Here is a 25,300-nt window from a genome sequence, read left to right as displayed (position 1 = left end):
AAAGGCTAGACACCAGCGCTGATGCCCGTGCCATTCCCCTGAGCGCGCAAGCTCCGCAGCTCTTCATCCAATCGTTCGATCGCCCCCTCAGGGTCGTACCACCAGTCGCGTGACCAGACGCGGAGGATGTTCCAGCCCAAGTTCTCGAGCACCCATTGGCGTGTCTTGTCGCGGTCTCGCGCGGTGGCGGAATTGCGATAGTTTGCGCCGTCGCACTCGATGCCCGCCAAGTAGGTGTGCGGGTCGCTGGGGTCGCGGACGGCCAACGCGATGCGAAACCCGGACACGCCGACTTGCCGCGTCACGTCCCAGCCACGGGTGCGCAGCCGATCGGCGATCGCGGATTCCAGCGACGGGAGATCGCCGGCCGTGTCTTGAGGCAAAGGATTCGACGGCAGCGAGGATGATTCGAGACGCTCGAATTCTGTGGCTCCCTTTTCCGCAAAGGCCAAGAACGCTTTCAGATCCCGAACCCCGCGTGACTTGGAGTTCTCCGCCGGCAATTGATCGGCGGTGAACGACGAAAACACGATCAATTCTTCACGGGCACGGGTCACGGCGACGTTCAACCGTCGCTCTCCCCCGTCGCGATTAAGCGCCCCAAACGTCAACGGCACTTTTCCCGATTTACCGGGTCCAAAGGTGATCGAAAACAGCATCAAGTCCCGCTCGTCGCCCTGCACGTTTTCCAGATTTTTGACGACCGTCGGTTCGATCCGATCGTCGCTGAAGAACCATTCCAACGTCGGATCGTCACGCTGTGCCTGGTCGAACAGATCCTGGATCAGCGTTTGTTGCTGACTGTTGAACGTGACCACACCGAGCGTTTTGCGGTCCTGTTCGGGCAACTCCAGCCACTGTTTCATCCGAGCGACCGATTCGGCGACGATCGCTTCGGCTTCGATTGCATTGGTGCGTGTCTTGCCGCGGTCGTACTCCGAGTGCGGCAGGTGTCGCAGCGAGACGGCGCTGTCGGTCGTTTCGGGCGAAGGAAACGTGACCAGTTGGTTGTCGTAGTAGTGATGATTGGAGAACGCGATCAACGACTCGTGCCGGCTGCGGTAATGCCAGTTCAATTGCAGTGTCGGCAACCCGGACGCCTTCGCTTCATCCAGAATGCTTTCCAAGTCGCGCTCGTAATCCTCCAGCTCCTCGTCGTCTTCGTCGTCATTGGATTTGCCAAAGAAGTTTGTTGGCGGCAACTGATTCGGGTCGCCGACGATAATCGTTTGTCGCCCGCGAGCGATGGCGCCAATGGCATCCCAGGTCGTGATCTGCGACGCCTCATCAAAGATCACCACGTCAAAGGGCGGCTGGTCGGCCGGCAAATACTGAGCGATCGAAAGTGGCGACATCAACAAGCACGGTGCCAACGAGGCAAAGTGCTCTGGCATCATCGAAACGAGCTCCCGAATCGACTTACTGGGACGTTTCAATCCGATCTGGTGGCGCAGCATCCCCAGTTCCGACTTTCGCGGCACTTCACTTTGTTCGGGCAATCGATGGGCGACCGATTTGCGCACGCGACCAGCCGCCGCTTGCCGAGCCTTGGCATCCAGATCGACAAAGCCGCCGATCGTGTTCTCGTGCTGAAATCGCTGGAAGTCGCGGAGCACGTCGTCCGAATCGATCACCCGCGGCAGCCACCAGCGGACGTAGGCCAACCGAAAACGATTCGGCACGTCTTGGTGAGGAATCTCGCCGGTTTCCGTCGCCGCGACGATGGGGGACATACCGACTTCGCAAGCCCGACTTCGAACCGATTGCCATGCCGTCCAACGTTGCAGCTTGGTGCGGTTGGCTTCGATCCGCCGCGCCATGGCGACTGAATCGGTCAAACATTTTGTGGATTCCGCGGGGTACGCCCGACTGCCGGCCAGGTGTTCGAAGTGCCCCGCCGCCGTGTCGAACGACTCGTAGCTGCGTGAGAACTGTTTGGCCGTTTCGAATAGCGGATCGTCCGACGATCGGTTTTGCAGGAAGGGCTTCAGGATCTGACGAAGTGACTCGAGTTGCGAGGCTGAATTCCGGTAGGGCCACGCGCACCGCTGAACCAAATTCAACAGTTCACGGCAACGCTCGAGGTGCTGATCGACCGATGCGGTCGCGGTGTGCCGGTGCTGCCAAAGATGGTCGCGACTGGCCAGAGGGTTCCGATCGATCTTGGCCAATTCCCGCTGCATCGTCCGGATCGGCTCGAAGTCGTTCGACGGATCGGCGACGCCCAGTCGGGCATGACTTTGCAGCGACTTGATGACGGCGCGTTTGCGCAGATACGACAGGGGCCAGTAGGACTCCAACGCAACGTTCCAGTCCCGTTCCAACTGATCGACGGGAATCCCTTTCAGGTTGTCATCATCGAAAGTCAGCGAGCACTGTGCAGCGGCGGAATCGAAGGCGTCGATCGCGTCATCTAGATCCTTCAAGTGCCCCGGCAATTCGTCCAGTTGGTCATCAAAGACGGTCTGATAATCGACGTCGGCGGTCGCGGCCAATTCGATGGCAAGCCGGTGGAGGTTTCGCAAATGTGACGACGAAGCGTCAACATCGTCGCCGGTCATCTCCAGCCCCAACGCGTCACAAAACCGGGCCAGTTCGGGCCGGAAGGCATCGATGGCGGTGCACAGGTTTTCGCAATGGTCGAGCAGTTCGCGTTCCCATTGCATCGACCACTGCGTTCGGGTGACCGCATCGAGCGGATCCATGTCGGCGACGGCGCCGAAGTTCAATGCGATTTCATCGGCCAACCGCTCCATCCATTGATACGCGTGTCGGTCGTGTTGGTCATGGTTGGGCCATGACAATCGAGGCGTTTCGACGGATTCGCCGGCCACCGAAACTCCGATCGCTTGATAGGCCGTCCAGCCGTTGGACGCTTGGCGATGGAGCGAGCGGACGTAGGCGTTCAATTGGTCGCGTGACAGTTTCAGTTCTTCGCTGATCGTTTTCCAATGCGTGCGGCCTTTCCGCCCGCCGCTTTGCCACGCCTGATCAAGCTGCTGTAGAAAACGCTTTCGTTCGGCCTTGTTGCTGTGCAATTCCACGCAAAAATCGCCCAACCCGTTTTGCTCGAGTCGGCGCTGAACGACGTCCAAAGCAGCCGTTTTTTCGGCAACGAAAAGGACCGTTTTTCCACCCGCCAAACACTGGGCGATCATGTTGGCGATCGTTTGACTTTTGCCCGTCCCGGGCGGTCCGATCAAGACAAAATCGTGGCCTTCGGCGGCGGCCATCACGGCGGCCAACTGTGACGAATCGGCATCGAGCGGATGGATCAAATCGATCGGATCAAACCGCCGGTCCATTTCCGTTTGATCGGGAATCGAAATTTCCACCGCGCTCTGGAAAGCCGTTTCGGGATTGCGGACCAGGTGACGGACGACTCGGTTCTTTTCCAATTGGTCGCTGCGATCGACCAGATCCTTCCACATCAGATACTTGGCGAACGAGAACGATGCCAGTGCCGATTCGTCGACCACTTCAAATCCCGGCAGCTCACGGATTTCGCGACGAACCATGTCCAAGACGCGAGGGACATCGACACCGTTCTTGTCCATCGGTAATTCGGATTCGAATTGTGACAGGTCACAATCGAAATCGCGTTTCAGTTTCTGGATCAACGTCGCGTTGAACCGCACGTCGTCTTCGTGATGCGCCAACCGGTAGGCCGAGTTGGCGTTCTTGCGCAACAATTTGGCGGGGACGAGCAGCAGGGGGGCACGAAAGGATCGCGAGTCGCTCGGCCGTTCCTTCCAGCGCAGGAAACCGACGGCCAGATACAACGTGTTCGAGCCGCCTTCGGCCATGTCGTTGCGTGAACTGCGGTAAAGCGTCACCAAACGCTTGGCCAATTCCTCGCCGCCGATCGTCGCGCAGACTTCATTGCGTTCCAATGCGGCTTTGGCATATTCGATTTCCAGATCTTCCAGCTTGGTTTTCTGGTGATGGGCGACGTCGCGTCCGGCGGCGACGTTGGCATCGGGCAACGAGACCAGTTTCAACCGTTTGCCGCTGGACAGTCGGTCTTCCAGCTTGGAGACTTCGGGACACAGGAACGGGATCGTCTGTTTGGTCGATTTGAAGTTCAACAACCGGTTGCGCAGCGTCAGGTCCAGCAACTTGCGATGCCAGCGATCGATGCGTCCTTCCGGAGTCGTCGGTTTGGGCTCCGCCGACTCCTCGATCGGCGACGGTCCGGAGGGGGGCAGCGAAAGCAGTGGCCTCGACCGGGAGGCTTCGGATTCACTGGAGTCCTCAGGCTCTTCGCCGACCGACGGCAGCGGTTTGATCTTCACCATCCGCGCCCGCTGGACATCGATCGCGGCAACGAAGCGGTCTTCTTCGGCTTCGGCGATCTGTTGCACCGCGGACTGAATCGCATCGTCAAACGATCCGGCGGGTCGACGGGTGACGAGTGTGGATTCAAAGACGATCAACTCCCCTGCGGCGACCGCCTTGCGAACTTCACAACAATCGCGTTCGATCAACCGGCCGAAGCAGGTTTCGACCAGCCAGACGCCGACGAAACAGTGCTCGTGTTTCATCACGATGACCGGATGAAGCCCGACGGCCTCGAGCGCCGACGCGAACAACAGCGAACTGTCCAAACAGGTTGCCAAACCGTCGCGCAGGATCGTCGCGGGCGGGCGCGTCTTTTGCCCGCGCGATTCAAAACTCTTGGGCGGGTTGGCGTAGGTCAGTTGTTTGGCCACGACGGCCGACCAGATCGCCGAGGCCAGCAGGTGCGCCCGTTTGGGATCGCGACTTTGGTAGCCATCCATCGAAGGCGAGAATCCGTTTCCGGCCAGAATTTCACCGGCCTGTTTCAACAACCCCGAAACCGCCGGATCGTTGGGCATCACGAACGCCGACAGCAGTTCTCCCATCGAAGACACACCGCCCCACTCGTCGCGCGAGAGCACGCGCAGGTCCGCATCGCGTTGACAGACAATCGCGTCGGAATCGCGCAAGACGAATCGGACGTCACCGCGCTGGGCTTCATTCAGCCGGTCCAGATAACCGGCATCCAGGTGAACGTCGTTGTCATCGATCGTGATCGTTGAATCGGGATCGATGCGGTCGATCACCCAGGTTTTCGATTTGAGGAAACCGGGCTCGGACGTCAGTTCCAACCGCAGGTCGATCAGTGGGTCCTGGGACCGGTTGCGCACGCAAAGTCGACGCAAAACTGGGATCGAGTTTTGGTAGCTGGCAAAATTGACGCTGCTGGACAGTTCGAATTCGATCGACGCTGCGCTGGCCGTGTGGGGTAAATCATCATCACTGACATCCAGCGAAGACGCTGGGTCGGTCGAAGAAGGAGTCATCGAAAACGCCCGTGCGAGGGTCCAGAATCAATTGATTCGCGGCAGAAAGTCGATTTACCGCAGCCGAATTCTACGCCCTTGCGCCGTGCGGACGAGGATCCGGCAACGAGGATCCAATGCGTTTTCTCCGCCGGTTCGGGTTTTGTGGATTAAGGAGACTACGCGGCTGGGCCGGGGCGCCGCCTGCTCGTACAGCAGTGACCGCCGGGGACCGTGTCCGGTTAGCGGCCTGTTGATTTAATCGCAACTGAACCAGTAGTGAGCCGATGGCGCTAGCCACGGGCCTCGAAGCGCGATGCTGGCACCGCTAGGCCCGCGGCTAGCGCCGTCGGCTCACTAAATCGACAGCCCGTTAGGAAGTGCTTTGACCCGCGGATGGCAAAGCGTACCCACGGATCCCCAATTGAATAACATCCGTGGGTTCGCGCTGCCATCCGTGGGCACAGACCGTCCTTGTCGTTCGGGCGACCGGGGAGGGTTCGCTGTGGCTCGATAGCACTCAGCGACAACGAATCGCCCCTCCCCTCGCTTCGCTCGACCCTCCCTTCCAGGGAGGGTTAGTCGGCGCTAATCCAGCGGTTCGGTTTCGAAATCGTCCGGATTGACCCAGCCGGCGGGCAGTTTTTCACCGGACATGTACCGTTCGTAGAAACCTGCGGTCGCCGGCGACGTGTACTCGTAGCGGTCAAAGATGTCCCCGTTGCCGAACATCCGCGGATCGCCTTGTGCCTTGAGTTCGTCTTCCATCTGCTGTCGAAGTTCGGCGAGTTGGTCTGCCAGTCCCGAATTATTCGCCAGGTTGTTGATGCAATCGGGATCGTCCGCGACGTTGTAAAGTTCTTCGGCCGGCCGTTTGCCGAAACACAGTTTCCAAAACGTGGTCGCAGCACCGCTGCGGCGCATTTGCAGCACTTCCGTTTTCGTGGCCCCGCCATCGCAATTCAAGTAGCCCGTTTCCGGGTTGCCGCCGGGCCAACGGTCGGTGGCATAGTTGTGCAGGTACAACAGGTCGCCTTTGCGGATGCCGCGGATCGGGTAACCGCCGCGGTTGGGGCGACCGATGTCGTGGCGTTCCTTTCCGACCAGCACATGATCGCGGTCGGCAATCGGACCGTCGGCTTGAAACACGTCAAACAGGTCACGCCCGCTGGTGGGTTGCATGATCGGACCGAGCTGTGTGATCCCGGCGGCCTTCAAAAACGTGGGTGCCAGTCCAGCGAAATCGACGAAGTCATCGACGACGCGTCCGGGTGATTCGATCCCGGCGGACCAACGAATCGCCATCGGGATATGGTTCGATTCGTCATACGCTTGGCCCTTGGCGCGGGGGAACGGCATGCCGTGATCACTGGTGGCGACGATCAAGGTATTGTCCAGTTGGTCGGCGGCTTGGAGCGCATCGAGGATGCGACCGAGATGGTGGTCGTAATGTTCGACTTCGACGGCGTAGTCCAGCATGTCGTTGCGGACGGTTTCATTATCGGGCCAGTATCCTGGGACGGCATCAATGTCGGACGTCTTCTTGCCCATCCGCACACCCGAACCGTATTCGTACGCGCGGTGCGGTTCGGTGGTCCCGTACCAAAACACCCAAGGCGCACCGTCGGGGACGTCGTTCAAGAAGTCTTCAAAGTTTGCGGCGTAGTCATTGTTTGAGATTTTGGAGGTCGGCGGCTTGGCTTTCTTTTTCGAATAGGCCTTTCCGGTGATCGCGCGTCGGTTTCCGTCGGCGTCATTGGCGATCCCCGGCCCCCAGCCTTTTCCGGTGAATCCGGCAAAGTAGCCATCGGCGGCCAAACGTTCGACATAGCCACCAAATTTGGCCGGGAAGTAACACATGTGGTTGCCGGCTTCTTCCAGCTGCCAGGAATAGCGGCCGGTCAAGATGATGGCCCGCGACGGGGCGCACTTGGCATTGGGCGTGTACGCGTTTTGGAACAACAGGCCTTCACGGGCGACGCGATCAAAACTGGGGGTCTGGACCCACGGGCATCCGTAGGCGCTGGCGTGCCCGTAGGACCAATCGTCCGCAATCGCGAGCAAGATGTTCGGACGGGTGGGGGATTCGCAGCGAGCGAAATCGACCGAACCGAGCCAGTAGACGAACAGGAGGAGGACAACGAGACGCATAGAGAATCCGAATTCAATTGGAGTTAGAGAGGGAACTGTTTGTCTGCCAATGCCAGATCAACAAACGAAAGGATCTCTTGGCCGCCGTTTTCCCAGACCATGTTTCCAAGCTGTTCGAGCACGTGGCGATCAATACCATCACCGCGATACTTGACCATTTTTCGAAAATCAGCTGAGTCTTGGGTTTTGCGTTCGAACTGACGATACGGAGCCACCATCGCTGCATACTTGCGCGCCAAGGCTGCTTCCAACGTTGGGATCCGGTGACCAGAACTCGGTTCGTCGAACAGATGCTGATCGAGAATCTGTTCGTGCAGTTTTCCCCAAGGCAGCATCAGGTCGATCACGACTTTGGGTTGTCCGGCATCGTCCAAATCGCCGGGATCTTTGAATCGGACCACGAACTCCAATTCGCTGACGACCAGGGTCGGCCAGCGCTGCTGCAGCGCTTTGACGGCTTTCTTTTTTTGGCTGTAGGGCACCAGCACGTCGACGTCCTGGGTCGCTCGCGGGTCGCTCATGTAGCCGACGTATCCGTGCAGCCCCATCAGCATCCAGTTCTTGACGCCGGACTGCTCGAGCGCCGCACAGACTTCGCTGGGTTTGACATCGACGGAACCGGGCCGATGAAGTTCGCGGTAATCGGACGTGATCTTCTCGCTGACCCGGAGCGCGTCGGCAAAGGACGGCGGCCGCCACGGCGGGGCGTCCGGCGGCGCCGGCGAGGCCCGCATCGCGGCTTCGCGGGCGGCCAGAAACGCCGGGTCGGTGAAGTCAGAGGGGGCCGGATCGGCCATGAATGCGACTCGTTTCGGGGCTTAAAAAGCGAGGTCTTATTCTACCAGATTGGCGGGGATTGAGCGTCGTGATTGGGCGGCGAAACGGTCGTGAAGTCCGGACGAAATTCGCGACAGGGGAAAAGGTTAACCACAGAGGACACGGAGGAACACAGAGAGGAATCACGGCGCGGATCTCTGTGTTCCTCCGTGTCCTCTGTGGTGAATCTTCCAATCGGTCCGCCGCAGATTGGGCCCGTCGGCTTGCGTCGAACTGCGGCTGTCCATTTGAGATCAGCAGGATCGCGATTGCGTCGGCGTCGGTGTCGCCGTCACTCGATCGTCGAATCCCCGTCGCCTTTGCTTTTTCGGTCGCGGCGTTTTTGCACGATCGTCTTGATCTTCGCTTCCCGCTCACGCAGTTTTTTGACGCGGGCTTCGTATTTTTCTTCGCGTTTTTTGAGCGCCCGATAGCGACGTTTGACGCGGGCGGCGGCGGCCCGGATCTTGTCCCGTTTTTCCTTCAGCCGCGCCCGTTCGCTGGCCGACAGATCGGGGTTTTGCAGCTGCTCGTTCAGCTCCCGCTCGGCCTCCTCCTGTTCGGCCGCTTCGGCTTCGGCCGCATCGACATCGGCGTCGTCGTGTTCGATCAGCGCCGCCGCCTCATCGTCCAGTTGGCGTTGCTCTTTGCTTTGGAACAACCGCGGCGACAAGAAGATCCCGTTGGCGATGATCATCATCGACCCGAACGTGATCATGCCCAGGAACGCCCCGATCGACGCGTGAACGCCCAGCGCGACCGCCAAGACGAACGGGCGTGTCACCCGCGGCCAGATCAACGCACAGTAAAAGACTTCCCAAAACAACGTCGCGTTGGAAAGCGCGGAGATGATCGCGGGGTAGCGAGCCATCCAGGTCATGTCCAACGACTGGTATTCATAGTTGGACACGGCGTACCAGACGGCCGTTCCGTTCCACCAGGTTTCGCCTCGGGCTTTGGACAAACCGCCGAACAGATAGATCACGCACAGATGCAATTGCAGCAAGCGTGTCCCCACGTTGGCCGCGACGCTGGGCGAATCATCGGGAAGCATGAATCGCCAAAACGCGGAGGATTCGCATTTACCGATCAGCCGTGGTCGGATCCAGGCATCGATCGAATACCGACTGCCACACGGGGTCAGCGCCAGGTACATCGTCGTGTAGGTGACGATCTGGTCGAGCCCGAACAGCGCGCCGGTCAAACGGTGCAAGTACATCAACTGCAGGAACAATGCCAGCGGGATGGTGATCCGAGTCCCAAGTCCGATCATGTACATCGCGGTCACCGCGATGGTGAAACCGTGATGCAGCCAAATCACCGTGGGACTTTCCAGGTACCAGAGGTAGCTGCGTGCCCAATCGCTGACGCCGAATGCCCCGTCGTGTAATTGACGCGCCATGTCGTTGCTCATCCACGCGTCGGGGCCGACGAAAGCGAGCAGATCGCTGGCCAACACGAGGTGACAGTACAGCAACATCGCTCCGGTCAGGATGCGAATCACGCACAGCGTGTGGGGGCGTGTGGGTGTGAACCAAAACCGGTCCCATGCCTCGGCCCATCGGGACAGTGCTTCGCCGAAAGATTCCCCGCTTGAACTTGCCGATGCCGACGTGCCGCTCATGACTGGGGCCCCACGTCGTCGGTTTCTTGATCGGACGGTCCAGACGGATCTGTCGACGGGGCTTCGTCACTGACCTCCGGTGCCGGGATGACTTCGGTGGTCACCGGGGCGGGCGCGATTTCGTCGCTGAAAATCGGTTGATCGAGCAACACGTTGTACAGCCGAGGGTCATCAAGCGCGATCGGCTGTTCCGTAAATTCTTGCAGCCCCGGCAATCCGTGTTCGATGCGACGGATCGCCACTTCACGGCCTTCGTTGACGCTCTTCAAATGATCGACCATCGATTGGCGGATGTATTCGTAGCGTCCACGTCGCTGTTGCCAAAGCTCGGCGGCCGGGCGATCCGACTGGAACATCTCATCGGGCGGCCCGGGCGGCCAATAGGATTCATTCAGAAACTCGGCCAGCATAAAATGTCGGTGGTACAACAACCGCGGCCATTGATCCTCGCGGTCGGGATACATCCGCTCGGCCAGCGTACCATCGGCATTGGTCGACGCCGCCTGGATCAGGTGACTCGGTCCCGGGTCGGGGGCAAAGAACGCGTAGCCGCGATCCATATGAAAGAATTGGCCGTATCCGGCGAAGGGCCGGATCAGCGTCCCGACCAGTGGCGAGGGGCCATCCAGGCTGAACGTTTGAAACGCCAGCGGCGGCAATGCGACGGCCAACAGATGAAAAAGCAGGAGTGCGCTGGCGATGATCTTCCATCGCCGCAACGAAGCACGGTCCGATAAAGAGTCGGTTGATGCCGCTGAATCGCCGTCATCGTCGGCCATCTCAAATCCCGGTGAATCGTCTCGTTGAGTGCGGCTGATCGCGCTGCGTCGCTCGGACGTTCGGATCAGGAAAACTGGGGAAAACAACTTACAGATTAACCGCGCGGCGGCCAATGTGTAGGGAGGCCAGCGGTGCCGGGGAGAGTAATCCAAATAAAAAACGCCTGACCGGAGCGATCCGATCAGGCGTCGTCAAAACGATTGGTCGGTGTTTACCGAAGCCGTCTAGCGGCTGGCCACCGTGTTGCTGTCGAAATCAAACGTCAGCTCGTTCGTGCTTCCGGCGACGACATCAATCGTCCGCTGGCGGGACAGCGATTGGCCGTTGACCTGGGCGGTCACACGCACGGTGTAGTTGTCCCAACGCTCACCCGATTTCAGCTGAGTCGTACGGAACGTGCGGACCATGCCTTTGCCGTTGGTGTCGTTGCCGGCCAAGTTGACTTTGGCGCCCGAGGGCACGTGCAGCTTGACAACGGTGACCATGGTTCGTTCGACCGGAGCGGTGCTTGCGCTCAAGTCGTCCGCGGCAGGTTGATCGACGGCCGGCGGCTCAAACACGACGCGTTCGTTGTCACCGGGGCGAAGTTTCACTTCGCGGCTTTCCGTTTTCGTCTCGCCATCGTGGTCATAGGTGACCTGGACGACGTAGGTGTAAAGGTAGCCTTCTTTCAGACCACGCGACATGAATTGTCGCACCATACCATCGCTGGTCGTCTTGTGTCCGTTGACCAAAACGCTCGCCGCATCGTTGGGCACGGCGACGGTCAGCAAGGCTGCGTCGTCATCCAGAGCCGGTTTGGCGGATGCGTATTGATCGCTCTCGGCAGCCGCCGCTTCGGCGGTGCTGTCAGAATTGCTGTCAGCGACCGAGCTTTTCAATGGGGTGTACTGCCGGTACGAGGATTCGATCGACGACGATTCGTAACCAGCCATGGCGACCGAGCTGGAGCGGAAGCGGGTCAGGGGAACGGAGTACCCGACTGCCGGAGACGCGTAGGCGACGCCACCGCTGCTGCCGCCGGAGGATCCACCGCTGCTGCCGCCGCTGCTGCCACCGGAGGATCCACCGCTGCTGCCACCGGACGAACCGCCGCTGCTGCCGCCGGAGGATCCACCGCTGCTGGCCGCTGCACGTCGTGCTTCACGGTTGGCGTGGATTTTGGCTGCCAATCGTCGCAGCGGTCCGACGTAGCCGCCGGACGATCCGCCACTGCTGGCATAGCCGCCGGACGAACCGTAACTGCCTCCGGAAGATGCAGCACCGTACAGGGCCACTTGCCCGCCGCTGCTGCCACCGGAGCTTGCGTAACCTCCCGAAGAACCTCCGGAAGATCCGCCCGCAGCGGCAAGTTCAGAAAAGCCCGCCGCAGCGATCAACACTGCCAAACAGACCGAAAATCGAAAACGCGTCATAGTTGTAAATACCCTCCGATCCCGCTGATATGAGTACGCCGGACACTCCGGACGACACGTCATAAAATAGCGGTACAAATGGGGCAATCAAGCAGCTAAGGCAAAATTTGACGTCTGCGGGGTTTTTGACGAATCCGCACACCTGGGGCACGCCAGACCACACCATGGAAGTCAACCGGAACGCGCGTCCACTAATGAATCCGACGGCGAAAAATTACAGGCCCTTCTTCAAAGGAATCACCCAATCGAACACAATCCTGCCGACGTAGCGCCCCCGTGCTTTGATAACCCACCGTATCTTTCTGGCGGATTCTTTTCGATGACCGAAGTTGTGACCACCAAACGCGTGCTCTCGGGCATTCAGCCCACCGGGCGTCCACACTGGGGCAACTATTTCGGTGCCATCCGTCAATACATCGCGTTGCAGGAACAGAACGACGGGTTTTATTTCATCGCCGACTTGCACGCGCTGACGTCGGTCCGCGACGCAGCCCAACTGCGACAAAATGTGCTGGACATCGCACTGGATCTGTTGGCATTGGGGCTGGATCCGAAGAAAGCGACGCTGTTCGTGCAGTCGCATGTGCCCGAAGTCAGCCAGTTGTGCTGGATCCTGCTGGCCGGCACCCCGATGGGTTTGCTGCAACGTTGTGTCGCGTACAAGGAGAAGGTCGACAAGGGGATCCCGGCCGACGCGGGATTGTTCACCTATCCGGTGCTGCAAGCGGCCGACATCCTGGCCTTTGACAGCCAGCTGGTTCCCGTCGGTGCCGACCAGGTGCAGCACATCGAGGTCTGTCGCGACATCGCCGGCCGGTTCAATCACCATTACGGCGAGACGTTTGTGATGCCCAAGGCCAACGTCTTGGACGACAGCGCCAAGGTGCCGGGAACCGACGGCGAAAAGATGAGCAAGAGCTACGACAACACGTTGCCGTTGTTCGGTGAAGTCAAACCGATCCGCAAGCAGATCATGCGGATCACGACCGACAGCCGTCCGATGGAAGATCCCAAGGAACCGGTCGGCGACCACCTGTTTGAACTGTACAGTTTGTTCGCCGACCAGCAACAACGGGACGAGATGGCAGCGATGTATCGCCGCGGCGGATTCGGATACGGCGAGGTCAAGAAGGCGATTGCCGAGGCGAGCGAAGTCTATTTTGCCGACGCGCGGGCGCGGCGGGCGGATCTGGAAAAGAACCTGGATTACGTCCACGAGGTGCTACAAGCCGGTGCGGCGCGGGCCCGAGCGGTGGCCGCGGAGGTCTTGTTGCGCGCCCAGCGGGCGTCCGGGCTGAAGTAAACTGAAGGGACGTCCACTCCGAGTCGGAGTTTTGTCGGGACGTCCCTTTGTCGCCTGGATAACCATCACTATGTCGATCGTCGCCACCGGCACCGAAATCGTTGAAACGGTTCGGATCGCAAAGATGATTGAAACACACGGTGAACAGTTTCTCGAACGCGTCTACACCGCCGATGAGATTGAATACTGTGTCCAAACCGCCGACGCACCGGGACACTTCGCAACACGCTGGGCAGCCAAAGAAGCAGTCATGAAGGCACTGCATTGCCGCCGCCGCGGTGTTCGCTGGAATGAGATCGAAGTCGTCGTGCGTCCCGGTGCCGGTCACGAGATCGTGCTGAGCGGAAACGCGCTGCAATGCGCCAGCGAAAATGACATCGCGCTGTTGCACCTGAGCGTGTCCGCCTGCCGCACCCACGCCGTCGCCCACGTCATCGCCGAATCGTGAGGTAGGATCACAGGACAGCGTCACGTCACTGCCGTAACAGTTGTTGATACTTTTCGATCTGCTGATGCAGGTGCCACTGGTCGGGTTCGTCCAACAGGCAGGCTGATTCGATCGCCAACGCCTCCTCAGTTCGGCCCAGCAGGTGCAAAACCTCGGCCAAGGTGTCGCGAAAAATCACGCTGTCGGGTTCCAGCATGACGGCGCGCTCGGATAACCGGAGGGCTTCGTCGAGTCTTCGCTGGTTCATCGCCGCGGTCCATGCCAGGTTGTTCAGCGCCGTGGCGTCGCCTGGGAAATGGCCGACATGCTCGAGCCCCCGATCGATCAGTCGGTCGAAGGCCGAATCGGCGAGCGCCGCCAGGCCGGCCTTCCTGAGTTCGGGCAGCATCCGCTCGCCGTAATCGATGTTCAACGGATCGAACGATTCGATTTCCGCGATCGCTTCGCGGGCCAGCGACTCGTCGCCGGTCTCGATGGCCCGTTGCAAGAACGTCTTCCGCACACTCAGCGGGACGCTGATGAATGCGGTGTCGTGGTACATCGTCGTCTTTAAGATTCCCAGCACCGCCAGATCACTCCATTTGACCGCTTCGTCGGCAGGAATCTGCAACGCGTCCAGGGCGTCCGGGTCGGTTTCTTTTAGGTCATCGATTACGCCGACATAGGTGACCGCGACGCGGAAGAAGTCTGGCGAATCGTCGCCGCCGAAACTGGCCAGCACGATCAGATCACGCAAGACTTCGGCGGCAAGTTCGTGTTGCCCGACTTCGCGCAAATGATCTGCCAGTTCTTTGCGAAACCCCATCGACGGGCTGGTCAGCATCAATCGCAGTCGGCTTTCGAGCCGGTCGGCGATCTGTCGATGCCCGGCACGTTTGGCCAGGATCCAGCTGCCGACGACGGACTTGGCATAGGACAAGCCATGATCGACGGTGATCAGCGCGTTGGCCGCGGTGTACTGTGCCGATCGATCGGCGACGCGTTGCCAAAGCCGCGTCGCCGCGTTGTGGTCCCCCTGCTGCGTTTTCGTATCCGCGGCGGTGATCAACGCGTCCAAGTCATCGGCGCGCGTCAACACCTCCAGCCCTTGCTCGGCAAGATCGACTTGTCCCTGACGGATCAGCATGTCGATGATGTCCAGATCCAGCGAGACCTGTTCGACCTGATAGGTCCGCCCGCCGCTGCGTTTGATTTGTTCATCATGCAGCAACGAATCCAGCAACGCTTGAAAGTCCTGGGCATCGGCGAACTGTTCGTGTTGTTTGCCGCGGAACAATTGAAAGGTGATGCGAAATCGTTCGCGGAAATCGCTGCCCGGGCGGACCAGTTTGATCCGATCGAGCACCTTGCGGAAGGCCTCGAATTCCGTGTTCAGCGCCCGCGCGATGATCGCTTGCGTTCGCTGGGTGACCGCGTTTTCGCCCGGCGCGGCGGCGGCGTCCAGCATCCAATCAAAGCGATTGATCAGATCCAGCTCGACGAGCGTTTGCTCGCGCAGCGACGCCCCGTAGGGAGACACAATGACCTGACGCGGCGTCAATCGTTGATAGATCTGCCAAGCATGTTGCGTGTCGCCGACGTTGACCAACAATCTTGCCAAGGCGTACAGGCGTTCCATCGACGGAGCGATCGAACCGGTCGGCAAGTTCGCTTGATCGGTGTAGGCGTCACTGATCCATTCGTCCAGATCGCTGTCGATCCGTTCGAGTGGAAACCCGCAAAGTTGTTCGGCGCGTCGAAACCTGGACGCGGCGCAGGCGACCTTCGCCGCGGCGGCTGGGTCGACGCCGGCCATCACGTCGATGGCCTGATCGATGCTGCCGTGCATGGCCAACGCCCGCCAGCGGATGTTCCAGACCATCTCCGACTCGCCGGGCTCGGGCGCCATCAATCGCGATTGCGCCGAATCGAAGCGGGCTTGATCACCGGTGCGCGACGTTGCGGCCAAGCCCCAGGCATCCGCTTCGATCCGTTCTTCGTGCGTGGCCGCGGTGTCCGCCAGCTCAAACGCCTCGTCGGCGATCTCTTGCCACCGATCGCCCAGCATTCGCGCGATCCGCAACAACACGGGATCGCCGGTTTGTCTCGCGTGTGCGATCGAGGCGTCGACGTCGCCACGCAGCATCGCAAACAGCGCCAAACAAATCTCGCGCTCCGAAGGGCTCCAAAGCGACGCCGCCGAGGGCAGCGGATCGGCACCGCGAGGTGCCCCAACCGATGTGTCGTCGGGGTCGATGCCCAGGTAGCGTTTCAAGTCACGACAGGCAGTCGCAACGTTGCGGTCGATGGCGACGGCGTCGAGTAACTTTAACAGGTCCGCTTCGGTTCCCTCGGCATGTGCCTTGTCACAGTAATATGGGTAGCGTTGCGAGAGCAGCGTGACGACGCGTTGCTTGATCTGATCAAACTCGATCGTCCCCGCAGATTCTTCCACGGCGACCAACACGGCATCAAACGCCCCCTGTTCGAGCACCGAGGCCAGGGCCGACGGGCTGCCGCGATCGAGCAGGAGTTCCGCGGGTCCCTTGGCGACACCGGGCAGCGAGGCGCTGCGCCACTGTTTGAGGATCCAGGCGGCGCGCTCGGCGACTTCGGGGTCGGCGTTGCGCGCCGCATCCTGCACGGCCTGGCGCGATTGTGTTCGCAACCGCCACATCTGCAGCGTCGCACGTTGACGATCGACGTAACGATCCCGCGCCAGGTTTGCCGGTTGGTCGAGATTCTGGATCGGATCTGACACCCCTGGTTGCATGCCGTCGGCGTCGGTGCGAGAGCGGGCCGGCGATTTATCGGCCAGTGGCGTTTCGGCCGGCAACGTTTGCCCTTGGACCGTCGCGAGCCCCAGGACGGTCACGGAGAGAACGGCGGCCGACAGGGTCCGCGTGCAGGTGGCGACGCGTCCCGGTCGGAGAAACCGATTCGAATTCCGCAAACGCTGGTGTTCCATGTCGACCATTGTTCTCAGTTGAAAGTGAATGAGCCGCGTCGTATGCAGGCCGTTCCGATCCACCGCGGGCGCGGGGTTGCTCTGGTATGATTTGTTCGCATCCATCATAACAGATGGACCCCCGATCTCTCAGGAGATCCTTCCCACCCCGTGTCCGCTTTCTATCGCTGCTAGAGGAATCCCACCATGCGGTCGTTTCGAATCGCGTTTGTTTTGTTTGCCACCGCGACCGTGTCGCTGGACGCCCCTTCCATCGCGACGGCCGACGATCCCGTTTCGTGGCCGCAATGGCGTGGGGGCATGCAAAATGGCGTCGCCGCCGGAGAATCGTATCCGACCAAGTGGGGTGAGAAGTCGGGGATCGCTTGGAAGGCTGATCTGTCGGGACTGGGCGGCAGCACCCCGGTCATCGCCGGTTCCAAGGCCTTTTTGACGGCAGGGACGGACGGCCAAAACACGCTGTTTGCGATCGATGTCCAAAGCGGCCAGACGCTCTGGGGCACGGCCTTGGGCACCGATCGTGGCAACAAGCACCGCAAGGGCGGCGGCAGCAATCCTTCGGCGGTCACCGACGGCAATGCCGTGTACGCCTATTTTCGCAGCGGCGATTTGGCCTGCGTCGACATGGACGGAAACGTGCGTTGGCAGGTCAATTTGCAGGACGAATTCGGCGAAGACACCCTGTGGTGGGACCTGGGTTCCAGCCCCACGTTGATCAACGATTTGGTCGTCGTCGCGGTCATGCAGACCGGCCCCAGTTATCTGGTCGCGTACGACCGCTCGACCGGCGACTTGGCCTGGAAGGTCGATCGCCAGCTTGGAGCCCCAGAGGAGGCGGCACAAAGTTACGCGACTCCGATCGCCATGGAAGACCGCAATCTGATCGCGGTGATGGGCGCCGACCATTTGACGATTCACTCGGCCAGCGACGGTCGCGAACTCGGGCGGGTCGGCGGATTTAATCCCGACCAAGAGAAATTCTTTCGATCGATCGCATCCCCCGCGGTCCAAGGGGACCTGATCGTTTGCCCCTACTCGCGCGGCGCGAGCGTGACGACCTGCCGGATCAGCGACGTGATTGACGGCAAGGGACGCGACAGCATCGTGTGGCACCGCGACGACCTCGGCAGCGACGTGCCGACGCCGGCGATCGATGGCGACCGCGTCTACTTTGCCGGCGACGGCAAGGCGTCCAAGGGCACCGTGTCAGCGGTCGAGCTGGAAACCGGAAAGACCTTGTGGACCGTGCAGCTGCCCAAATCTCGCATCGGGTTTAGCAGTTCACCCTTGGTCGCCGGAAATCACTTGTACGTCACCGGCGAAGATGCAACGACCTACGTGATCGGACCGCTGGATTCCGACACCCCCGACGTCGTCCAAACCAACCGGGTGGCAGACGAGGAGCCCTACACCGTTGCCAGCCCCGTGCCGGTCGACGGCGGGCTGCTGCAACGCACCCGCCACGCGCTGTACCGCATCGGCGAGTGATCGCGGCGCCGGAGTACGACGTCCTTTCGAGGTCGTCGCGCAGTGTCCCACGGGCGACGGCCCGGAAGGGCCATCGTACAAATAGCCCCATGAGCGACAGCCCGGAAGGGCTGTCGTACAAATCGAAGCCTATCCCACGGTCGCCTCGCGTTGGCGGGCGGCTTCATAGAGAAACACGGCGGCGGAGACCGAGGCGTTCAGGCTGTCGACGTCCCCCGCCATCGGGATCCGAATCGCATCGATGGCCGTCTGCGGGTCGCTCTGCCAGTGAGCCCCAAGCCCGAACGCTTCGCTGCCGATGACGATCGCCACGGGCCCGGTCAAATCCGCTTGCCACAACGGACGCGAGGATTCGACGCGGGCGGCACAGATCCCGTAGCCGTGCCGGACCAACCATGACCTGGCATCCGCTTCGTCGGCCGCAGCCGAAGGCACCGAAAAGACCGCGCCCAAACTGTTGCGAATCGCATTGGGATTGAAGCGGTCGGCCGCGGCCGGGCACAGGATCACGGCGTCGGCACCGGCGGCATCGGCACATCGAAACGCGGCACCGATGTTGCCCGGTTTTTCGATCTGGTCGAGCACCAGGATCAATCCGGATTCGGGCACGCGTAATTCCGACAGACCCCACGGCGGCGCCGCGAACTCGGCAACCACGCCACGCTCGGATTGGCCGTAAGCGATTTTCTGCATCACCGCAGCGCTGACGTCGACCAAGGACTGTCCCGCCGCGTCGATGACGAATCGCCGGGCGTCGGACTGCGGACCGATGGAGCGACCAGTATCCCCAGTGTCCTCGGCTGCGGTCGCATCACCGCTGTCGGCAACCGCGTAAATCCCCAGTGGATCCAGCCCCGCCTGGATCGCCCGCTGCGTCTCACGCCAACCATCGACCAGGATGTGGCCGGTTTTTCGCCGGGCGCGATTGTCACGCATTTTGACCAGACGTTTGACGGTCGGATTACGAAGGCTGGTCAGCAAGGGTCACGCTCGGGGGCGGTGGGGCAGAGGGGGAACAAAGAAACACGGCCTGTATCGGGCGAAACAGCCTGAATCGAACGAATTGACGCGGGCATCCGGGTGTGCCAACGCGCGCCGCGAAGATACTATCACGGATCCCCCGCGACGACAGGGCAAGCTGCCGGCGGCCCAAGATCGGCTACGACCAACCGGATGGATGATGAACGATTCAACAACGACCACGTCAACCGCGACCACCTCGGCCGCAATCCAATGCGCGCCGGTGCAGAGCTGGTCGGACCGCCGAGCGTTTTTGAAACTCGAGCGCGAGTTGTACAAGGGCGACCCCAACTGGGTCACGCCGCTGTGGAGCGAACGAAAACAGCTCTGCGGGTTCGGATCACATCCGTTCTACAACGATGCGGACAGCCGCGCCTTTCTGGCCCGAAAAAACGGCCGCGTCGTCGGACGGGTCGTCGCCATCGTCAACCACGCCCACAACCGGCATCACAACGAACAACGGGGGTTTTTTGGGTTCTTTGAGTGCATCGATGATGCGGATGTCAGCCGCGGCTTGTTTGATGCGGCCGCCGACTGGTTGCGCGAACAAGGCATGACCGACGTCCGCGGCCCGGTCAACCCGAGCCTGAATTACGAAGTCGGTTTGCTGGTCGACGGCTTCGACACGCCGCCCACGTTCTTGATCCCCTACAACCACGCCTACTACGGCGACTTGATCGAAGCTTGCGGTTTTGAAAAGTGCCAGGACGTGTTTTGCTATGACGCAACGATCGACCAGCTGGCGACCGTCGACCCCAAGTTGAAGTTTGTCATCGAAGAATCCACCCGACGATTCAAGGTCACCTGTCGCCCCATCGATCGCTCTCGATTCGACGAAGACGTCCAAGCCTTTCTGCGGATCTACAACGAATCGCTGCAGCGGACCTGGGGCTATGTGCCGATGAGTCACGAGGAGTTGGTGCACCAATCCAAGCAGTTGAAATTGCTGATCGTGCCGGAGCTGACGAGCATCGCAGAGATCGACGGCGAGCCCGTCGGGGCGGGGTTCGGATTGCTGGATTTCAACCAGCTGCTGATCAAGATGAACGGCCACTTGCTGCCCTTCGGATGGCTGAAACTGTGGCTGGGGAAACGCAAGATCGACCGTCTGAGACTGGTCAGCACAAACGTCCTGCCCAAATACCAGAGCTGGGGGCTGGGGCTGGTGACGCTGGCCCGGATCCTGCCCGATGCGATCGAATTTGGGATCCGGACCGGCGAATTCTCGTGGGTGCTGGAAAGCAACCGGCTCTCGCGAGGGACGATCGAACGTGGCGGGGCAAAAAAAATGAAGACCCAACGGATTTACGACCGCAAACTCTGACGCGTCACGGTCCGATCGTCCACGCGGGGGCGAGCGAATTCGCCCCACGTCTAGCCATCGCGTCGACGACAAATCATACTCGCGGCTCGATTTGTCCCTTCTGCCCACTTCTCCTCGATGCCACACCCGTCGTCTGCTATGCCACGCGAAACCGTCGTGATCACCGGGGTTGGAATCGTCAGCGCGATCGGGATCGGACAACAGGATTACTTCGACGCTCTGCTGGAAGGGCGAACCGCGGTCCGATCGCTGGCCGACCGAACCGACGGCGAAGCGAAGCCGGCCCCGGACGAAACGATCGACGGGGTCTGGATCGGCGCCCCGATCATCGATTTCCAAGCCAAGCAATACGTCAAGCCGCGCAAGGCACTCAAGGTGATGTGCCGCGAAATCCAAACCGCGTTCGCTTCGGCCCAATTGGCCATCGAGCACGCGGGGCTGGCCGATTCCATCCCGGCATCCGACTCCGGCGCCGTCCCCCCAGAGCGGCTCGGTGCGGTCTTCGGGAGCGAGATTTTCTTCAACCCGCCCGATGAACTGGCCGACGCGATGCGCGGCTGCATCGACGAATCGGGACAGTTTCATCCGGAACGCTTCGGAGTATCGGCCCAGCGCGAGGTGATGCCGCTGTGGATGTTGAAGTACCTGCCCAACATGCCGGCCTGCCAAGTCGGGATTTCGATCAATTCTCAAGGCCCCAACAATTCGCTGGTCTTGGGTGATGTTTCCGGCCCGGCGGCCCTGCTGGAGGCCGAATCGTATTTGAATCGTGGCATCGCCGACGTTGTCCTGGTCGGTGCCACGGGAACGCGGATCGGGTCCACACGGATGCTGTACCACCGCGATTTGCCGGTCCCCGAGCGAGGCGATCTGCCGATCGAAGACCTGTCGCGCCCGCACGATCCCGATGCCCCCGGCGTGGTCGGAGGCGAAGGTGCGGGATCGCTGGTCGTGGAAACCCGCCGGCACGCCGAGCAACGTGGGGCCAACATCTTGGCCACCGTGCTGGCGGCGGCGTCGCGGTTCAGCCCCACCGCTGCGATTCGCAGCGGCTACCGAGAACCGGAGCCGAACACACCCCATTCGCGACAGGCTTCCACCGCGATTCAAATGGCGATCCAGGCGGTACTGCAGCAGTCCGGATTGACATCTGACCAGATCGGTCTGGTCGTCAGCCATGCGATCGGTGACCGGCAAGTCGATGCCGGTGAGGCGACCGCGCTGGCCGAATCCGGAGTGACTTGCCCGGTGGTTGCGGTGTCCGCGGCACTGGGGCATACCGGTGCGGCATCGGGCGTGATCGAGCTGGCGACCGGAGCATTGTCGCTGGCCAAAAAGACGATCCCGCCAACACGTCACGGCGGCACGCATCCGGGGATCACATTCGCCGAAGCCCCCGAACCACTGAAATCGCCTTACGTGCTGTGCTTGTCGCACACCACCGACGGCAGCGCGATGGCGGTGCTGCTGGGCTGAGCCGCAGGGGCGACAAAGCCGTAGTGGAGGACGCGAGGAGTCCTCGCAGCTTGCGATCCGAATGGACTCGTCGCCTCGTCCACTACTCGAAAACCAAGCTGCAGTAGAAAATGAGTGAGAGTGCTGGGACTTGAACCCAGGACCATTCGATTAAAAGTCGAATGCTCTACCGACTGAGCTACACTCTCATCGCGACGTGGGGGTGTAGCCCGCGTCTTCCTCGTTGACCGCACAACCGCCAATGGATTTAACGGCCAACGAAACATTTTTTTGGAGCCTCATGAAGTGAGGCTCTCAAGCGGAGCGGACAGGATTTGAACCTGCGGAACGGTTTGACCCGTTCACCGATTTAGCAAACCGGCGCTTTCGACCACTCAGCCACCGCTCCGTACCCACCGTTTTTCGGTGACTCGGTGGGTCTTTCTTGAGGCGAGATTGTGTGGGATAGATCAAATCTTGGCAACCCATCGTTTTGCTTTCTCCGGCCGGAAATAATAGAGATTCAATCCGCAGCCGGGGTTCGGGTGTTTTGCCGCGGTGTTTTTCGATTCCGATCGGGTTGCGACGGCCCTATCCTGCTACCACTTTGGCGGCCAACCTCCGCCCCCCCAACTCAACGGGACACTGATGCAACGATGCTGACGACAATCTCTCACCATGCGATGGCGGCGGAATTCTCCGTGATTCTGGCGAAATCGGACGCGCACCTGGTCGAACCGGCGCTCGAAGCCCTGGAGTTGCTGGACGGAATCGAGGCCGATTTGACGGTTTACCAGGACGACAGCGAAATCTCGCGGATCAACGCCGCGGCGAGCGATCATCCGGTCCCGGTCTCCGAGCACACGTATCGCCTGTTGCGACGATCGATGGACTGGAGTGAAAAGACGGCCGGTGCGTTTGACGTGACCGCCGGGCCGCTGGTTCGCGTCTGGGGCTTCACCCAGCGCCGCGGGCGAAAACCGACGACCGCGGAAGTCCGCGACGCCGCCGCCAAGGTGGGCTACCGCCACGTCATACTCGACGACGATCGCCGCTCGGTCGCCTTCGAATTGCCGGGCATGGAGATCAACCTGGGGGCGATCGGCAAAGGGTTCGCGCTGGACGAGTTGGCCGACACCCTGACGGCGCGGGGGCTGAGCAATTTTCTGATTCACGGCGGCGGCAGCAGCGTGATCGCGCGCGGGGATCAGATCGCCGACGGCAGTCAGGACTCCGGCAGTCAGGACTCCGGCAGTCAGGGCTGGGCCGTGGGCATCTCGCACCCGACCAAACCCAAGCTGCGGTTGGCCGGCATCCGATTGCACAACGAGGCGCTTTCGACCAGCGGTTCAGGAAAACAGTTCTTTCACCATCGCGGCCGACGTTATGGCCACGTGATCGATCCCCGCAGCGGTTTCCCGGCCGGAGACTTGCTGTCATTGACGGCCATTGCCAGCAATGCCACCGATGCTGAAGCGTGCAGCACGGCGTTTTTTGTCTGCGGCATCGATGCGATCCGAGCCGCGGTGGCGACCGATGAAACGCTGCCACGGATGATCGGCGTCCGCGCGAAAATCCGCCAGGACAGCGTGGAAGTCTTGCCTTTCGCGGATTTCGAGTGGGTCGACCCGCCGCTCGATGAAGCATCGATCTAGAAATCAGTCTGGACGTCGAAAGTGTCGGAATCTTAGAAGGCAGACAAGAGAGTCAAGACGGGCGTGATGCGATGCCGATGTAGCGATCGTGTCGCCCCGGCAGCGTTCCCCCTTTTCCGATCAAGAACGGATTCGACAATATGAATATGAATTTCTTTCAGTGGCTTCGCGATGGCGTGCGTCAGTCGGTCGTGCTGGGCGTCAGCGACGCGGTCGAGCAAATCGGTCTGCCCGAGACGGACCAGGAAGTCCAACCGACCCTCGCGGCGTTGCTGGGCAATGAATCGGCGACGACGACCACCACGCCACGCCGCAAAACAACCGCCGCCTCGCGGAAACGCTTGGGCAAATCGCTCAAAGACATGAACCCGTCCAAATGATCGGGTGGGGTGTCATTTCACCGGAACGTACACCTCTGTCACCAACTCCTCTGGCGGAGTGTCTTCGGGGCTGTTGGTATAAATCTCCACGCCGGGCAAGGATGGATTGACCTTGTGCTTGCCGGCGCGCAGGTTCTGATACGCCGCCGCCCACGCGTTTCCGATGTGGTCGTAGCGACCGGTATGGGTGACGTGCATCGCACGAAATCGGGGAATGGATCGGGCGACCAGACCGGGCGGCACCGGCGTGCCTTCGGGAACGGCCATTCCGCTGAAATACGATAACGATTGTGTTTTGATGTTCATGTCGTCATAGACGGACATCCAGCGGCCATCGCTCGCAACACCGGCCTGGGACAGGCTGGATTGAACCTGCTGGATCGTTTCTTCCATCGATGGACCGATGTCCGCCAAGGTCGTGCCGGCCGACCGCCCCAGCAGGAAGCAGGGCTGCGATTCTTCGATCCCATTGACGGTCGTCGTTGACGCGACGCTGCCCGTTTCGACCATCTCCTTGAACATCCGCAAGCCGCGGTCGAAATCCATGTTCATCAGCGACACCATCATCGATTTCATCCAGAACAAGAAGAACGGCAGCTTGCCGGTCATGTCCCAGCGAACCAGCGTCACTTCCCGACCGTCTTCATCGCGGCTTTTTTTGACTTCGAAATCCACCTTGGATTCGGATTTCCAAGGGCGAGTGAAGCGCAAGTCGGCGTGCATCGTGCCGATCGATTGGACCGACGAGGGCGGGTTGAGCTCCCGATGCTGCATCTGGCCGGCTCCCACCACCGGACCGTCCCAGCTGTAACCGCCGCCGACCGCCGTCGGGTCGCCGTTGAGCGTGAACGTCGCGTTTTCGTCGGCCAGCAACCATGGGGACCACGTTTTCCAGGTCGCAAAATCGGTCAGCTTGGCAAACACGGTTTCGGGATCAGAGTGGACCGGGATGGTTCGTGAGACGGTGAACGCGGGCATGGCTGGAACTCTTGGGGCGCGCTGGGCGAATGGTCACGACGGACGTCAGTTTAACATGCCGGGTTCTGGGTGATTGGGGCGTGGCCGGCGGGAGGACAAACGGCCGAGGCAATAAGGCGGGGGCAAAACAATGGGAGGCAGAATGATTCGGGGCAGAATGATGGGGGAGCGGCGGGGACTGCGGCACGATGAGGGTAGCGACGCTCGCCA

Annotated in this window: 16 protein-coding genes and 2 tRNA genes; 7 read left to right on the top strand and 11 right to left on the bottom strand. The window is 60.8% G+C overall.

The window, feature by feature from the left end; translation table 11 throughout:
* Positions 1–5 precede the first annotated feature (5 nt).
* The 6 genes from Mal15_RS05550 to Mal15_RS05525 form a co-directional block, all read right to left on the bottom strand.
* A complete protein-coding gene (locus Mal15_RS05550; RefSeq protein ID WP_147866851.1) occupies positions 6–5,327 on the bottom strand; it encodes a DUF4011 domain-containing protein in 5,322 nt (1,773 codons plus the stop codon).
* A 567-nt stretch (positions 5,328–5,894) separates the two neighbouring features.
* Positions 5,895–7,457 carry a sulfatase family protein gene (locus Mal15_RS05545; RefSeq protein ID WP_147866850.1) on the bottom strand — a complete coding sequence of 521 codons (1,563 nt, stop codon included), beginning with the start codon at positions 7,455–7,457 and terminating at the stop codon, positions 5,895–5,897.
* A 23-nt stretch (positions 7,458–7,480) separates the two neighbouring features.
* Positions 7,481–8,254: a hypothetical protein gene (locus Mal15_RS05540; protein ID WP_147866849.1), complete on the bottom strand. Its 774-nt coding sequence runs from the start codon at positions 8,252–8,254 to the stop codon at positions 7,481–7,483.
* A 311-nt stretch (positions 8,255–8,565) separates the two neighbouring features.
* A complete protein-coding gene (locus Mal15_RS05535; protein WP_147866848.1) occupies positions 8,566–9,897 on the bottom strand; it encodes an HTTM domain-containing protein in 1,332 nt (443 codons plus the stop codon).
* On the bottom strand, positions 9,894–10,763 hold the full coding sequence (locus Mal15_RS05530) for a hypothetical protein (RefSeq protein ID WP_147866847.1): 870 nt from the start codon (positions 10,761–10,763) through the stop codon (positions 9,894–9,896). Before Mal15_RS05530 ends, Mal15_RS05535 begins: the two co-directional genes overlap by 4 nt.
* 138 nt (positions 10,764–10,901) lie before the next feature.
* Positions 10,902–12,092, bottom strand: coding sequence for a TIGR03000 domain-containing protein (locus tag Mal15_RS05525; RefSeq protein WP_147866846.1), 1,191 nt, complete (start codon positions 12,090–12,092; stop codon positions 10,902–10,904).
* Positions 12,093–12,411: 319 nt separating this feature from the next.
* Here Mal15_RS05525 and trpS point away from each other — a divergent pair, with 319 nt between their 5' ends.
* Positions 12,412–13,395: a tryptophan--tRNA ligase gene (gene trpS / locus Mal15_RS05520; RefSeq protein WP_147866845.1), complete on the top strand. Its 984-nt coding sequence runs from the start codon at positions 12,412–12,414 to the stop codon at positions 13,393–13,395.
* Between the two features lie 70 nt (positions 13,396–13,465).
* Positions 13,466–13,843, top strand: coding sequence for a holo-ACP synthase (acpS, locus tag Mal15_RS05515; protein WP_145389560.1), 378 nt, complete (start codon positions 13,466–13,468; stop codon positions 13,841–13,843).
* Positions 13,844–13,868: 25 nt separating this feature from the next.
* Here the strand turns inward: acpS and Mal15_RS05510 are convergent, their stop codons facing one another.
* A complete protein-coding gene (locus tag Mal15_RS05510) occupies positions 13,869–16,790 on the bottom strand; it encodes a tetratricopeptide repeat protein (RefSeq protein WP_147866844.1) in 2,922 nt (973 codons plus the stop codon).
* 186 nt (positions 16,791–16,976) lie between these two features.
* Between Mal15_RS05510 and Mal15_RS05505 the strand changes: the two genes are divergently transcribed.
* Complete coding sequence (locus tag Mal15_RS05505) at positions 16,977–18,278, top strand: outer membrane protein assembly factor BamB family protein (RefSeq protein ID WP_147866843.1); 1,302 nt, start codon at positions 16,977–16,979, stop codon at positions 18,276–18,278.
* Positions 18,279–18,407: 129 nt separating this feature from the next.
* Here Mal15_RS05505 and Mal15_RS05500 read toward each other — a convergent pair whose 3' ends face one another.
* Positions 18,408–19,259 (bottom strand): TrmH family RNA methyltransferase, encoded by an 852-nt coding sequence (locus Mal15_RS05500; RefSeq protein ID WP_233903293.1) that lies wholly within the window; start codon positions 19,257–19,259, stop codon positions 18,408–18,410.
* Positions 19,260–19,458: 199 nt separating this feature from the next.
* Between Mal15_RS05500 and Mal15_RS05495 the strand changes: the two genes are divergently transcribed.
* On the top strand, positions 19,459–20,622 hold the full coding sequence (locus Mal15_RS05495) for a GNAT family N-acetyltransferase (RefSeq protein ID WP_233903292.1): 1,164 nt from the start codon (positions 19,459–19,461) through the stop codon (positions 20,620–20,622).
* A 138-nt stretch (positions 20,623–20,760) separates the two neighbouring features.
* On the top strand, positions 20,761–22,098 hold the full coding sequence (locus Mal15_RS05490; RefSeq protein WP_167546647.1) for a beta-ketoacyl-[acyl-carrier-protein] synthase family protein: 1,338 nt from the start codon (positions 20,761–20,763) through the stop codon (positions 22,096–22,098).
* Between the two features lie 115 nt (positions 22,099–22,213).
* On the opposite strand, the gene Mal15_RS05485 is transcribed toward Mal15_RS05490, so the two are convergent.
* Positions 22,214–22,286: transfer RNA gene (locus Mal15_RS05485), tRNA-Lys, on the bottom strand.
* 111 nt (positions 22,287–22,397) lie between these two features.
* Positions 22,398–22,486: transfer RNA gene (locus Mal15_RS05480), tRNA-Ser, on the bottom strand.
* Between the two features lie 247 nt (positions 22,487–22,733).
* Between Mal15_RS05480 and Mal15_RS05475 the strand changes: the two genes are divergently transcribed.
* Positions 22,734–23,732, top strand: a complete 999-nt coding sequence (locus Mal15_RS05475) for an FAD:protein FMN transferase (RefSeq protein ID WP_147866841.1) — start codon at positions 22,734–22,736, stop codon at positions 23,730–23,732.
* Between the two features lie 140 nt (positions 23,733–23,872).
* Positions 23,873–24,112: a hypothetical protein gene (locus Mal15_RS05470; protein WP_147866840.1), complete on the top strand. Its 240-nt coding sequence runs from the start codon at positions 23,873–23,875 to the stop codon at positions 24,110–24,112.
* A gap of 12 nt (positions 24,113–24,124) precedes the next feature.
* On the opposite strand, the gene Mal15_RS05465 is transcribed toward Mal15_RS05470, so the two are convergent.
* Positions 24,125–25,090: an SRPBCC family protein gene (locus tag Mal15_RS05465; protein WP_147866839.1), complete on the bottom strand. Its 966-nt coding sequence runs from the start codon at positions 25,088–25,090 to the stop codon at positions 24,125–24,127.
* Positions 25,091–25,300 lie beyond the last annotated feature (210 nt).

This window comes from Stieleria maiorica, from assembly GCF_008035925.1.
GTDB classification, from domain to species: Bacteria; Planctomycetota; Planctomycetia; order Pirellulales; family Pirellulaceae; genus Stieleria; species Stieleria maiorica.
Note: the sequence above shows the minus strand (reverse complement) of the source record. Positions and strands in the feature narration are given on the sequence as shown.